14 protein-coding genes are annotated in these 14,413 nt (G+C 37.3%); all 14 read left to right on the forward strand.

What is annotated here, in order from left to right; translation table 11 throughout:
- Position 1: 1 nt before the first annotated feature.
- Entirely contained in the window at positions 2–727 is a 726-nt protein-coding gene (locus tag C4F40_RS13795; protein ID WP_196939963.1) for an acylneuraminate cytidylyltransferase family protein, read from the forward strand.
- A complete protein-coding gene (locus C4F40_RS13800; protein ID WP_196939964.1) occupies positions 724–1,626 on the forward strand; it encodes a Gfo/Idh/MocA family protein in 903 nt (300 codons plus the stop codon). Before C4F40_RS13795 ends, C4F40_RS13800 begins: the two co-directional genes overlap by 4 nt.
- Positions 1,611–2,354 (forward strand): SDR family oxidoreductase, encoded by a 744-nt coding sequence (locus C4F40_RS13805; protein WP_196939965.1) that lies wholly within the window; start codon positions 1,611–1,613, stop codon positions 2,352–2,354. Before C4F40_RS13800 ends, C4F40_RS13805 begins: the two co-directional genes overlap by 16 nt.
- A gap of 28 nt (positions 2,355–2,382) precedes the next feature.
- Positions 2,383–3,480, forward strand: coding sequence for an N-acetyl sugar amidotransferase (locus C4F40_RS13810; protein WP_196939966.1), 1,098 nt, complete (start codon positions 2,383–2,385; stop codon positions 3,478–3,480).
- Between the two features lie 240 nt (positions 3,481–3,720).
- Positions 3,721–4,041 (forward strand): DapH/DapD/GlmU-related protein, encoded by a 321-nt coding sequence (locus tag C4F40_RS21595; protein WP_231390068.1) that lies wholly within the window; start codon positions 3,721–3,723, stop codon positions 4,039–4,041.
- 25 nt (positions 4,042–4,066) lie between these two features.
- A complete protein-coding gene (locus tag C4F40_RS13820) occupies positions 4,067–5,251 on the forward strand; it encodes a hypothetical protein (protein WP_196939967.1) in 1,185 nt (394 codons plus the stop codon).
- Entirely contained in the window at positions 5,229–6,263 is a 1,035-nt protein-coding gene (locus tag C4F40_RS13825) for a glycosyl hydrolase family 28-related protein (RefSeq protein WP_196939968.1), read from the forward strand. Before C4F40_RS13820 ends, C4F40_RS13825 begins: the two co-directional genes overlap by 23 nt.
- Positions 6,260–7,504 (forward strand): lipopolysaccharide biosynthesis protein, encoded by a 1,245-nt coding sequence (locus C4F40_RS13830; protein ID WP_196939969.1) that lies wholly within the window; start codon positions 6,260–6,262, stop codon positions 7,502–7,504. Before C4F40_RS13825 ends, C4F40_RS13830 begins: the two co-directional genes overlap by 4 nt.
- The gene (locus tag C4F40_RS13835; protein WP_196939970.1) at positions 7,497–7,994 is read left to right on the forward strand and encodes an acyltransferase; all 498 of its coding nucleotides are present in this window, start codon (positions 7,497–7,499) and stop codon (positions 7,992–7,994) included. The genes C4F40_RS13830 and C4F40_RS13835 overlap by 8 nt, the downstream gene beginning before the upstream one ends.
- Positions 7,994–9,151, forward strand: coding sequence for an O-antigen ligase family protein (locus C4F40_RS21795; protein ID WP_390881645.1), 1,158 nt, complete (start codon positions 7,994–7,996; stop codon positions 9,149–9,151). The genes C4F40_RS13835 and C4F40_RS21795 overlap by 1 nt, the downstream gene beginning before the upstream one ends.
- Positions 9,148–10,350 carry a glycosyltransferase family 4 protein gene (locus C4F40_RS13845; RefSeq protein WP_196939972.1) on the forward strand — a complete coding sequence of 401 codons (1,203 nt, stop codon included), beginning with the start codon at positions 9,148–9,150 and terminating at the stop codon, positions 10,348–10,350. Before C4F40_RS21795 ends, C4F40_RS13845 begins: the two co-directional genes overlap by 4 nt.
- Entirely contained in the window at positions 10,337–11,224 is an 888-nt protein-coding gene (locus C4F40_RS13850; RefSeq protein WP_196939973.1) for an NAD-dependent epimerase/dehydratase family protein, read from the forward strand. The genes C4F40_RS13845 and C4F40_RS13850 overlap by 14 nt, the downstream gene beginning before the upstream one ends.
- A 242-nt stretch (positions 11,225–11,466) precedes the next feature.
- On the forward strand, positions 11,467–12,429 hold the full coding sequence (locus tag C4F40_RS13855) for an MraY family glycosyltransferase (RefSeq protein WP_196939974.1): 963 nt from the start codon (positions 11,467–11,469) through the stop codon (positions 12,427–12,429).
- 115 nt (positions 12,430–12,544) lie between these two features.
- The gene (gene glmS, locus C4F40_RS13860) at positions 12,545–14,386 is read left to right on the forward strand and encodes a glutamine--fructose-6-phosphate transaminase (isomerizing) (RefSeq protein WP_196939975.1); all 1,842 of its coding nucleotides are present in this window, start codon (positions 12,545–12,547) and stop codon (positions 14,384–14,386) included.
- Positions 14,387–14,413 lie beyond the last annotated feature (27 nt).

Here is a 14,413-nt window from a genome sequence, read left to right on the forward strand (position 1 = left end):
TATGAATATCTTAATTACATTATGTGCAAGGGGAGGTTCTAAGGGCATTCCGCGAAAAAATATAAAAGAATTAAATGGCCGACCATTAATTGACTATAGTATTCAATTTGCAAAAGAAATAAAAGCGCATTATACTAACGTAATTATTGAATTATCTACAGACGATCAAGAAATAAGAGATGTTGCAGATCAGTTGGGACTGTCTACTCAGTACATTAGGCCAGCACATTTGGCCTCTGATACCGCAGGTAAAGTCGATGTAATTCGTGATGTGGTAAAATATGCAGAAAATATCTATAAAGTAAAATTTGACTATATACTAGATCTCGATGTGAGTTCCCCGTTGCGAACGGTTAGCGACGTAATTGAAGCTTTTAAAATAATGACAAATGACAGTGAGGCTTTAACATTGTTTTCGGTAAATAAGGCAAATAAAAATCCTTATTTTAATATGGTGGAAGTAAATGAGGATGGATATTATTCCCTTTCAAAAATTAGAGATACCACAACATTATCGCGTCAAGCAGCTCCAGAGGTCTTTGAACTGAATGCTTCATTTTATATTTACAGTCGTGCTTATTTTGATTCATCTTGGAAGGGTGTTGTAACCGATAAGTCAATAGTGTACAATATGTTTCATATATGCTTTGATCTTGACCATCCGATAGATTTTGAGTTTATGGATTTCTTGTTAAAGAATGATAAGTTGCCGTTTGAATTGATATGAAAGTATTAATAATTGGGTTGGGGTCTATTGCTAAAAAGCACATAATTGCCCTACGTAAATATGATCCAAAAATTGAACTGTATGCTTTGCGAAGCAGTAAGACATCGGCTGCGCAAGATGATGTGATAAATATTTATTCATTAGATGAAGTAGAACAAGTGTCCTTCGCTATCGTTTCTAATCCAACGGCTGCACATGCAGACACCATAGTGATGTTGGTAGATAAAGGGGTGCCTATGTTTATCGAAAAACCTTTATTTAGTAGCTTAGATCATCAGGAGCTTGTCGCGCGTGTTAAAAGGTTAAATATTAAGACCTATGTCGCTTGTAATTTGAGATTTCTGGAGGCTATTCAATTTATAAAGACACATATTGCCGCAAAACGTATTAATGAGGTAAACGTATACTGCGGATCCTACTTACCGGATTGGAGACCAAGGTTAGATTACCGCACCGTATATAGTGCCAACAAAGAAATGGGGGGAGGTGTGCATATTGATCTTATTCATGAGATTGACTACGTTTATTGGCTTTTCGGGAAACCAATAGGAGTTAAAAAGCATTTTTCTAATGTATCTTCGTTGAATATTTCTGCTTTCGATTATGCAAATTATCTGCTGAGTTATCCTACATTTAACGTTAACGTTCAATTAAATTATTATAGAAGGGATCCGAAGCGTAGTCTCGAAATCGTGTGCGAAAACGGTACATTTTTTATCGATCTTCTGCATAATAAGGTGCTTTGGAGAGAGGAGGTTGTCTTCGAAGCTAGCAGCCGAATCGCGGACACCTATTACACCCAAATGGAATTTTTTATTAATAATATTTTGAACGGCAATGTTTATTTTAATGATATAAATGAGGCTTATGAAATTTTAACATTATGTCTGGAAGACTAAAAGATAAGGTAATAATTATTACAGGAGGAGCTGGCTTGATAGGTCGGCATATTGTAACTTATAGCAAACAAGAAGGAGCAATAACCATCAGTGTGGATATAACGGGGGAGCATGATCTTCAAGGAGGGAATTATTTATGCGATCTTACGGATGAATTTCAAGTTTTAAAACTTGTCCAGGATGTGCTGAGTCATTATGGTAGAATAGATGGTTTAGTCAATAATGCGTATCCTAGAACGACCGATTGGGGAGCGAAATTTGAGGATGTGCCATATGAGTCGTGGCAAAAGAATATGGATATGCAGCTTAATGCCGTATTCCTTTTGTCCCAAAAAGTTCTGGAAATTATGAAGAAGCAACGATCGGGATCAATTGTAAATATTGGTTCTATCTACGGTGTGGTGGGGAATGATTTTACAATATATGAAGGGTATGGCGGCACGTCGCCTGCGGCCTATGCAGCTATTAAAGGGGGATTGATAAATTTGACAAGGTATTTGGCTTCTTATTTTGGAAAAGACGGTATCCGGGTTAATTGTGTTTCACCAGGAGGAATTATTGACAAGCAACATCCTTCTTTTATTGAAAGATATGTACATAAGTCACCCCTGAAGAGAATGGGGAAAGCAGAAGAAATTGCTCCAGCAGTTATATTCTTGTTATCTGAAGAAGCCTCCTTTGTTACCGGGCATAATTTAATGGTAGACGGAGGGTGGACTAGTATTTAACAATTAAATTATTATTAAAATTTAAAATATGAATTATTGCACTAAATGTGTTATGCCAGATACTAGACCTGGTATTTCTTTTAATGAACATGGAATATGTTCGGCTTGTCAAGCCTATGAAAATCGTAATAAAGTAAATTACGACGATCGTTTCGAAGAATTAAAAAATCTTTGCGATAAATATCGCGGATCGAATGGCCCCAGTGGGTATGATTGTATGATCGCTGTGAGTGGTGGGAAAGATAGTCATTATCAAGTCCATTTATTTAAGGAAGTATTAGGAATGAACCCTTTGCTTGTTACCGTGGAAGACAATTTCCCGATGACGGCAGCAGGTGTACACAACCTGAAAAATATTTCCGCTGCTTTTGGTTGTGACGTTATCAGCATGAAACCAAACATTAAAGCTCAAAAAATGGCGATGAAGTATACTTTCGAAAAATATGGGAAACCAACATATTTTGTAGATCGTTATATTTATACCTATCCTTTGCATATGGCCGTAAAGTTTAAGACTCCTTTATTAGTGTATGGAGAAAATGTTGGCTACGAATATGGAGGGTTAAATTCAATTGAAACCTATTCAGCGAAAGACCAAATTAGTAATGGTGTAGGTGCGGGCGTACCGACAGACGAGTTATTGGCACAGGGTTTGTTTCCTAAAGATTTAAATTTCTTCGATCCACCGAAGGCAGAAGATTTAGAACAGTTAGATCCGATTTATTTGAGTTACTTTGTAGAGTGGAATAGTTTCAAGAATTATGAATTAGCAAAGACGAAAGGATTTCATGATTTATCCCATGAATGGAATAGAAGTCATCATGTGGAAAATTTTGATCAGATCGATTCGCGAGCTTATCTTGTTCATTCTTGGATGAAATATCCAAAGTTTGGACATGCTTCAGCAACAGATTATTCTGCGAGGATGGTTAGATATGGTTTCTTAACGCGTGAAGAAGCTTTTGATTTGGTGAAGAAGCATGATCATGATTTAGATGCGTTATGTGTAAGAGATTTTTGCCAATTTATGGGCTATACGGAAGCCGAATTTTGGAGTATCATAGAAAGACAGTATAATACCGATCTATTCAAAAAAGATAAGTTGGGTAAGTGGGTGTTAAAATAATATTGAATGAGTTTTTTTAAGGAAGTTAAAATGAAATACAGGTTCGATGTGAGTACCGATCGCATCGGACCTGATATATTATTTACTTATTGGAGGTTTTTTTTTAGAAAAAAAATGATCGATTTATGTAGAAAAAAGTTTAGAAAATTTGGTGAGAATTCACAAATTAGACCTGGCGTATACGTAGTGGGATGTTCAAAGGTTGAAATAGGAAATGATATAGTCTTAAGGCCAGGAACAATGATTCACGCTGAAACTGCTACGCTGGATATTTCATTAATCATTGAAGATCAGGTATTGATTGGCTCGGGAGTTCATATTTATGTCGAAAACCATAAATTCGACGATCCGAATGTACCAATATTTGAGCAGGGTCATTCGGGAGCGGCATTAGTCGTACTCGAAAAGGGTTGTTGGATCGGAGCGAATGTTATTATATTACCGGGTGTTACCATTGGTAAAAATGCAGTTATCGGTGCAGGAAGTGTGGTTACAAAATCGATTCCCGAAAAAGTAATTGCGGTGGGAAATCCGGCCAAAGTTATTAGAAGTTTAGCGTAAAAAGTTTTATTTAATTATTTTCAAATTGATCAAAAAATATATTAAATTTTTTTTTGCTAGAAAAATTGATATCGACAAGGTATTTAGTTTATCGTATAGTGAACAAAAGAGTTTCCTGGACGCTTTTCCGCAACCGAAAGATGATTTTCAAAGATCCTTTTTTCAGTATAAGTGCCAACAATATTCCAAAGGAAAAGGGCAGCTCATTGTTCTGAATGTAGTCGCTTTTCTTATTGTTTGGTTTTTACTATTTTACCTGCTGCTCAATAGACTTTTTATTAAAAAAGAAAAGTCTGAAGGTAAAGCTGTTTTTCCTTATAAAGGGAAGTATGGGGATATAATTCCGCAATTATACTTAAAAAAATATCTACCTTTAGAAATACCATATAATAATATGGTTCAGGAACTAAGTCTTTCCTTAAAGGATATCCCTTTCTTATTTTTAGTTACAAAAAAATTTCCATTCAACTGGTATTTTTTTGTAACAGTCGTTTATAAGGTGGCTTTTTACCGATCAATATTTATCAGGTTTAATCCTAAAGTCCTTTTTGTTTCCAGCGAGTACTCATTTTCGTCATCTATCTTAACAAGATACTGTGAAATAAATAATGTCACTCACATAAATGTTATGCATGGCGAAAAGCTATTCAGTATGACCGATTCTTTTTTTAGATTTCATAAATGTCTTGTTTGGAGTGCCCACTATAAAGATTTATTCCTTCAGTTACGTGCGGAAAAAACACAATTTGAAATCCTTATTCCAGATAATATAAGCCTAAATTTGGATGAGTCGAGGAGCCCTGTTTACGATTTTACATATTATTTGGGTGGAGAAAAACGCGATCAGCTAAATAAAATTGCAAAATTGCTGCTTTTTTTAGCCAAGAAAGAATTTAAAATAGCTGTACGGATACATCCACGATATTCAGATATGGCATTGATAACACGTGTTTTTCAAGGTTTGGAAATAGAAAACGCGAGAGAAGTGACTTTAAAAGAATCTTTTGAGCGAACAAACAAACTCGTTTCTTTGTATTCAACTGTGCTTTATCAAGGACTTTTAAATAATAAAAAACTGATTATTGATGACGTAACCTCTGATCCGTCCTTTTTGGAAGGGTTAAAGGATTTGAAATATTTTATATTTAATACCGAGGTAGAAATGATGAGTGATTTATTAAAACGATATGATAAGGATAAAATTAACTAGGTTTTGTATTTTATTAGTGTGTCAAATCCTGTGGTTTGGCAGCTATGCCCGCAGTGTAGAAATTAATGTGCGGAATCAGGGTGCAAAAGGCGATGGTAGAACAGATGATTATGCCGTCCTCCAAAAAGCAATAGATCAGGTTTCTTTGGCCGGTGGGGGTAGGGTTCTTATACCGAACGGGACGTACCTGATAAAAGATAAAACGCTCCTAATTTGGGGAAGTAATGTGGACGTTGTAGGGGGTACAAATACAATTTTGTTAAAGCAAGGCGCAGCAGGCTGGTGGGGCGATTTAATGAACATATCTGGCAAAATCAAAAACCATAAATACTATGGCTCCTTTGGGAAATCTAATCCGAGTAAATTTGTGACTTATACAGGAAAAACTATTCCATCTAAAAATATTACGATAAAAAATATTACTTTTCGATCGGGTAAAGTGGATAAATCGCTCGCCAATAATTTAGGGATTGTCAATTCAAGTAACGTCTTAATCTATAATTGTAGATTTGAGAATGCCCCGCAGACGAATTTAGGCGTCGTAAACGATTCCAGAATTCATAAAAATGCGGCTATAAGGATTGAAAATTGCACATTTTTGAATGCTGGAGATCACAATGTTCGCGTTATTTCGTATGAACGGGGGGCCATGTTGGGTAATGTCGTGACGATTAAGAACTCCCGTTTCATAGATTTGCGTAGGTCAAGCAACCTGAAAGAGATCAAAGGGAAGAAAGTGCATATATGGTATAGAGCCGGTGCTGCAATGGATAGTAAACTTATAATAGACAATTGTGATTTCGATAATAGTGGAGATATTGTATCGACCGTGAGCGCAAGAGGCTTTTCTATTAAAAACTCTAGAATCAGGTCGAAAATTGTTTACGAAGATGGGTTGTCTTCGGATCTTGATATTAATAATAATACTTTTTCTAATCAATACCAATCGAGTCTCCAACTTAGGGATGACGGTAAAAAATCTGCCATAAACCGCAATAATAAGTTTAAATGATACGAGGTATTACGAAGTCATCCTTATTTAAGGATTCCATAATTTATGGTTTCTCGAATGCGCTATATACCGGACTTCCTTTATTATTAATGCCATTTCTGGTCGTCATTCTTCAGCCAGAAGATTACGGTATTGTGGAGTTGTTTAGAAGTTTTAGCTTAATGCTTATTCCGGTCATCGGTTTAAGTACACTGGCCTCCGTCGATCGATTTTATTTCGATTTAGATACAAAGAAATTTCAAAACTTAATTGGTACGTTAATAATTTTTCATTTTGTCATGGCTCTGTCGGTCATCTTCTTACTAAGCTTGATGATTGATTTTTTGCCGGAGAAATATTATGTAATAATCCTATTGGCAATTATTTACTGTTTATTCTATCAAATTATTGAAATTTATTTAGTCGTGTTACGGGTTAAACGACAAGCAATTAATTTTTTGAAAGTGCGCATAGGTACAGTTGTTCTGGAGTTGTCTTTACTTACGCTGTTCTACTTTATTTTCACGCATCATGATTGGACGTTCAGGATATATCCAATCATCATAGCGGCTGTCGTTATCGGTATTGGGATATGTGTTCTTATTTTTAGATTTAGAAATATCCCGTTTGCTGTAGATAGAGACGTGCTAAAGCAGGCGATTATATTTAGTGCCCCTTTAATTATCCATATGGTAGCCGGGTACATTTTAAATTTAAGTAACCGATTTTTTATTCTTCACTATAATGGTGAAAAAGTGCTTGGTAGTTTCTCCCTTGCGTACCAAATCGGCATGTCAATTAGTTTTTTTTACACAAGTTTCAATATGGCTTGGACACCTACTTTTTATAGTTGGATGGACAATAAAAAAAAGAGCAGTATAAAGAAAGTACGTGTATTGGTATATACAGGACTTTCTTTGGGAGCATTAGCTATACTCCTAGGCTGGATTTTTATCAGCCCTTATATTAGTCAGATTAAGAATTATGGCATTTCACATGAAACTATTGCTCTTTTATTGCTCGCCTTTGTATTATTGTCACTGTATAAATTTGAAGGGAATTATTTCTTCTATCATAAGAAAACCACTAAGCTTTCTTTATTTACCTTACTCAGTTGTCTTGTCGCGTTAATACTTAATTTCTTACTGATCCCTAAGTTTGCCGTATTAGGAGCAGCATATTCAACTCTTTTTTCGTATTTTTTTCTATTTATGTGCGTAATCTTATTTAAACAAAATAATAAGGAGGTTAAAAATGTATAAATTATTCTATAAAGTTAGAAGGTTACTGTATACCTTTATTTGTTTTATTCAGAGTCGCGACAGCAACGTGTTCCGTTGTTTTATAAATGGTCCTTGTAAATTTGATAAAAAGGTTATTTTTGGCAATAATACAAGCTTCAATGGTTGCAAGAAGTTTGGTTCAGGAATTGTGCGTATAGGCGATAATTTTCATTCAGCTGAAGGTTTGAAAATTTTAACAACCTATCATAATTATAATGGGAATTTGCTTCCTTACGATCATACGGTCATTACTAAAGATGTTCTTATCGAGGACAATGTATGGATTGGGATGGACGTGATGATTTTAGGAGGGGTTACCATTGGAGAAGGAGCGATTATTCAAGCTGGTAGCGTTGTGTCCAAGAGTATTCCCAAATTAGGTATTGCCGGTGGAAATCCAGCGCGAGTATTTAAACATCGAGAAGGCGATCATTACGATAAGTTGAAGCGTGAAAAGCGATTTTTATAATGAGAAATATTAGCATAAAAGATTTTTTATTAGGTTTATTGATCTATTGTACAGCGTTTATTTTAACTCCTCAGCCCGTTGTATATCCTTTCATAATTCTAATAGGTCTTTTATCCTTTTTAACGCAACTGAATCGTAAAATCACCACAACGGAATTAATTGCTATAATTCTATTTACGTTCTCAGTGGTAATATTTGTATTCGGTATTAATTTAGCCAATAATGCAGATTCTAAATCCATTTTATCGAAATACTTTCCTTACACTGTCTTTATTGTTACGACAATATATTTTTCGAAGAAAGTTACCCTGGAGAGTTTATATGTTTTATTTTACTTGCTTGTTTTAGAGATATGCGTCGGTATTGTCGAATTTCTAATTGGCGTGCCATATGTTTTTCGACCTAGTGGTTTCGGCTCGGGTGAGACGGAGTATGGATCAACCAATTTATTGTATTTTAACCGAGTTTATGGGCTGAGTCAAGGAGTAAGTATATTTGCTCAAAAAGTCCTCGTTTCACTCTTGTTGGTTCACTTTTTAACTTTTTCAAAGAAATTCAAAAGTATACTCCTCTGTTTAATCCTGGCCGGTTTTTTAGTTTCTTTTAACAGAACGGCTATCTTGTCTGCGTTAGTTTTTGCTGCAGTATATTATTTTAGAGAACTGTCTGTGAAGAAAATATTTATTATAGCTGCAGTGTCAATAGCTTCCTTGTATATGTTATTCGTTAACTGGGATCTGGTCTTGGATCAGGTTTTCCGGGGTAAAACAGAAGTGGATTTATCGCATCGAGATGAGATTTTTTATTTCTTTATTACTTTTATTAAGGAAAATATTTTTTTCGGCAACTTTGCACAAAAATTATGGTATAGCCCTTCCTTCAATGAGTTGTACCATGCGCATAATTCCTATTTAGAAACCTTAGCCAGTGCAGGATTATTCCTTTCTATAATTATCTTAATTCTTGTGGCAAACTTAGTGCTCAAAAATAAAAATTCCATAAAATTCATTTTACCCATGTTGGTGTACTCGCTTTCGCAGTATGGGATTTTATGGGGAGTATCCTTTTTTGATATCATCTTTTTCGCGATACTATGGAATAGTAACAACATCGCATCAAGTATGGCTAAAACATCTACATCAAACGCTTTGCAATGAAAATAGTATATTTTTACCAATATTTCTCAACCCCAAAGGGGTCTTGGGGCACGAGAGTTTACGAATTCGCGAAAGAATGGGTCGATCAGGGACACGAAGTAACCGTCGTATCGAGTGTTTATAGTAAATCGGATATGAAAGCGAGTGAATTTATTGAAGATCAGTATTTTGAAGGTATTCATGTTAAATTGATAAACGTTACGATTGATAATAAACAGTCCTTTCTCAAGCGGATATGGTCATTTATACAATATAGTTTCGTGTCATCATACTATGCTGCAACTTTACCTGCGGATATTGTAATAGCATCTTCGGGTCCGATAACAATTGGCCTCCCAGGCTTGATAGCAAGATACTTGCGCGGTAGAAAATTAGTTTTTGAAACAAGAGATTTATGGCCTGAGGGAGCTATTGAATTGGGAATCATAAATAATAAGTGGATTAAAAGACTGGCTTATTGGTTTGAACGCTTTTGTTATAAAGCATCTTCCTATATTATAACACTCTCTCCGGGAATGACGCAAAATATCAAAAGAAGATTTGGGATGCATAATGTCGACGACGTTACAAATGCGGCCAATATTAAATTATTCTCCACACCCATAGCTTTTAAGCAAAATCTCCTTGTGCCTAAAAGTTATGCCATTTATACGGGAAATATTGGAATGGTTAATAATTCGTATTGGTTGTTTGAGGCAGCAAAGATTTTGAAACAACGTAAAAGAGATGATATAGTAATTCTTTTGATTGGAGAAGGACAACAACGTGAAGAATTGTTTTCACGGGCGGAAAGTGAAGGGATTACTACTTTTATTCGGTTAGGATTAATGCCGAAAAATGACCTCGTAGCATATGTTCAAAACGCTTTTGTTTCTTTAGTTCCATTAAAAGGAACGCCTGTCTTGGATACTTCCTCACCAAATAAATTCTTTGAGTCCTTGGCGGCTGGCGTTCCCGTCATTCAAAATACACAAGGATGGATGAAGGACTTTTTAAATGAACATAATGTGGGTCTCACCTTAGATCCTAATGATCCTGAACAACTAGCGGACACCCTCATTCATATGAAAGATAATGCGATGGAGACGGAAGCAATGGGTGCTAAGAGTCTGGAAATAGCGAAACAATATTTCGATAAAGATTATTTATCCAAAAAGATGCTTGATATTTTAATGAAAGTTCATCATGATAATAATTAGTGGCTATACCGGATTTATAGGGCAAAACTTACTCAGTTGTTTAGATAATAGTCGGGGTATTTCGTTGAGGACGGCTAACTGGCAGGATCGGATGGACGGAGAAACTATAATCAATCTAGTGGGGAAGGCGCATGATCATAAAGGGGAGGCTACCGAAAAAGACTACGCTTATGCAAATGTTGACCTTAGTAAAGCAGTGTTTGAAGCATTTTTAAACTCCTCAGCCAGTTTACTCATACATGTAAGTTCCTTGGCTGCGTTGGAAGAATATGAAGCAGACAAACCGCTAGAGGAAATGGCTGTCTGTCATCCCTCCTCGTGGTACGGCCGCTCAAAGCGGACTGCCGAAGAATGGCTATTAAACCAGAAAATACCCGCAGGTAAGAAGTTAATTATCCTTCGACCTCCAATGGTTCATGGACCGGGAGATAAAGGCAACTTGGGCTTATTATATAAATGGGTGTCTAAGGGCATACCCTATCCTTTAGCCTCATTTAATAACAGCAGGTCTTTTATTTCCATTGCTAACTTTTGTTTTTTTATTCAGGAAATAATTAGAAAACAGGATCAATTGGAATCAGGGGTTTATCATGTTGCAGATGACGAACCAGTATCAACAAAGGAGATTTTCAACATCATCAAAAAGGTTACCAACAAAAAGGTTATAAATATTTCGCTTCCTAAATATTTGGTTAGGACACTAGCAAAAGTCGGAGACATCATTCCAATACCGTTAAATACAAAGCGTCTTAAAAAGATGACGAGTAATTTATTGATCTCGAATCAAAAAATTAAAGATGCTTTGGGAATAGAGAAATTACCGTTATCAGCAAAGGAAGGGTTGGAGAAGACGATTCGATCTTTTGGTGATTAGTAATTGGTGACTAGTGATTGGAGATTGATTTTGGGAGTTAGGGGATAGATGTTAGAGACTGGTGATTGTTGATTAGGGGTTATAGGTTGATTTTGGGAGTTAGGTTTTAGGAGATAGGGATTGGGGAACGGGAAACAGGTATCAGGAAACCGGGATTAGAGATTGGATTTTGGGGGATAGGGGATAGAAGTTAGAGATTAGGAGTTAGATGTTAGAGATAACAGAAAAGTTAAATAGAAAAAATGATATACATAATTATTTTTGTGATTCTTTTTGTGGCGGAGCTATTATATTTTCGGGTTGCAGATCGGTTTAATATTATTGATAAGCCTAATGAACGGAGTTCGCATACTGCCATTACACTCCGTGGTGGCGGTATTATATTTTATCTGGGTGCTTTAGCATTTTTTATCCTATCGGATTTCCAATATCCCTATTTCTTTTTGGGTTTGACCTTAATGACAATCGTTTCCTTTGCGGATGATATCGTGACCTTATCCAATAAGGTACGGTTAGGTGTGCATTTTTTGTCAGTACTGTTAATGGCGTATGAGCTGCAAGTATTCTCTTTGCCCTGGTATTATTTAACGATAACCTTTATCGTAGTCGTAGGCGTCATTAATGCTTACAATTTTATGGATGGTATTAATGGGATCACTGCTGCTTACTCCCTAGCTGTGGGGAGTTTATTAGCACTCGCAAATCATAGTCTGAACTTTATTAATCCGGATCTGCTCTCGTATACACTTATTTCCGTACTGGTATTTGCGTTTTTTAATTTCAGAACCAAAGCCAAATGCTTTGCTGGCGATGTAGGCTCCGTAGCCATTGCCTTTATATTATTGTTCGCCTTAGCAGCACTGATTATCCAAACAGGTAATTTAATTTATATTCTTTTTCTTGCGGTATATGGCATTGATGCGGTGTGGACGATTATCCGTCGCCTATATTTAAAAGAAAATATCTTTGAAGCCCACCGTTCACACTTATATCAGTACCTAGGTAATGAAGCAGGCGTCAATAAATTGCTGATCTCTTTTCTATATGGAGCTGTTCAGTTTTTAATCGGATTACTCGCCCTACAATTTGTCGACCAGCCCGTCTCCACGCAGGTGGTGTTTGCCATTGGTTTGTTAGCGGTGTTAAGTGCAGCGTATCTGGGTACAAAGGGGTATGTGATTAGGAAATATGTTTCTAGGAGTTAGAGATCAGGCTTAGGTGAAAGGTTTTAAGGAAATAGAATATAAGACAAACGTGCAGCATATGGCAATGAGGGGACATAAATCATACTATTTTAAATATATTTAGCATACTAAACTTATGTGTGGAATCGTCGGCTACGTTGGTAGCAAGCAAGCTTATCCCATTTTAATTGATGGGTTACAAAGATTGGAATACCGTGGTTATGATAGCGCCGGTGTAGCATTACTTCATAATAATGAAATCAATCTTTACAAAAAGGAAGGAAAGGTCGCTGCCTTGGAAGCGGAAGCGAATGGTAAGAATCTACAAGGTAATGTAGGCATTGGGCATACCCGATGGGCGACCCATGGAGAGCCCTGTGATAAAAATGCGCACCCCCATCTTTCGCACTCGGGGAAAATCGCCATGATCCACAACGGGATTATCGAAAATTATGCGCAGATAAAAACGGAATTAACAAATAAGGGATATCAGTTTAAGAGTGATACCGACTCCGAAGTATTGGTTAACTTTATTGAAGACATCAAGATCAATAATCAGTGTTCATTGGAAGAGGCGATTCGTGTAGCGTTGAAGCGTGTTACAGGAGCCTACGTGATTTTACTCATAGATCCTGAACTGCCGGATACGATTATAGCCGCCAGAAAGGGATCGCCACTGGTTATTGGCGTAGGTGATCAGGAACATTTTTTGGGTTCCGATGCCTCACCCATGCTAGCATACACAAAAGATGTGGTCTATATCAACGATCATGAAATGGCCATCGTTCGCCCCGGCGAACTGATCCTTAAAAATTATGGTAACGAGCCCTTGACGCCTTTTGTACAACGTCTGGACCTAGACTTGGCAGCTATTGAAAAGGGTGGCTTCGAGCATTTTATGCTGAAAGAAATTTTTGAACAGCCGCAAACGATCTTTGACTCTTTCCGTGGACGCTTGGACGCTGAACAACATCGCATTACCCTTAGCGGTTTGGATGCGATTCAGGATCGTTTACTCGCAGCACGTCGTATTATAATTGTCGCCTGTGGTACGAGCTGGCATGCGGGACTGTTGGCGGAATACCTTATCGAGGAACTATGCCGCATCAATGTAGAAGTGGAATACGCTTCGGAATTCCGTTACCGCAATCCGATTGTAGGGCCTGAAGATGTGATCATTGCCGTGTCACAAAGCGGCGAGACGGCGGATACTTTAGTTGCTTTGGAAAATGCAAAACAACAGGGCGCCACCATATTTGGCGTCGTGAATGTAGTCGGCTCTTCTATTGCACGCATGGCCGATGCAGGGGCTTATACCCATGCTGGTCCCGAAATTGGCGTGGCAAGTACCAAAGCATTCACCGCACAGGTGATCGTGCTACAGTTGTTTGCGCTAAAACTCGCCTTATTAAAGGGGACAATCTCCAATGACCGCTTTTCGAAATTAGTAGAGGGATTACATGCCGTGCCATCACAGGTGGAGTGGATACTCACTAATGAATTGGAAAATATTAAGGCTATTGCGGCTAAATATAAAGACGCGTCTGATTTCTTATACCTCGGAAGAGGATACAATTTCCCGATTGCATTGGAAGGTGCGTTGAAATTAAAGGAGATCTCCTATATACATGCCGAGGGATACCCTGCTGCGGAAATGAAACACGGCCCCATTGCGTTGGTAGACGAGACCCTTCCTGTCGTATTTGTCGCAACCAAAGATCCTTATTACGATAAGATTATAAGCAACATGCAGGAAATAAAAGCGCGTAAAGGTCGTTTGATAGCCGTCGTATCGGAAGGGGACGAAGTGGGCGCAACACTTGCTGAAGATGTCATGGTTGTGCCGGAAGTTGATGAGATCATCGCTCCATTATTGTCGGTGATACCTTTGCAGTTGTTATCGTATTACATTGGGATAGAACGGGGAGTCGATGTGGATAAACCACGTAACTTGGCGAAGTCTGTAACGGTGGAATAGTGATTGGGAGATCGGGAAACGGGAAAC

Source organism: Sphingobacterium pedocola, from assembly GCF_015209965.1.
Classification (GTDB): domain Bacteria; phylum Bacteroidota; class Bacteroidia; order Sphingobacteriales; family Sphingobacteriaceae; genus Sphingobacterium; species Sphingobacterium pedocola.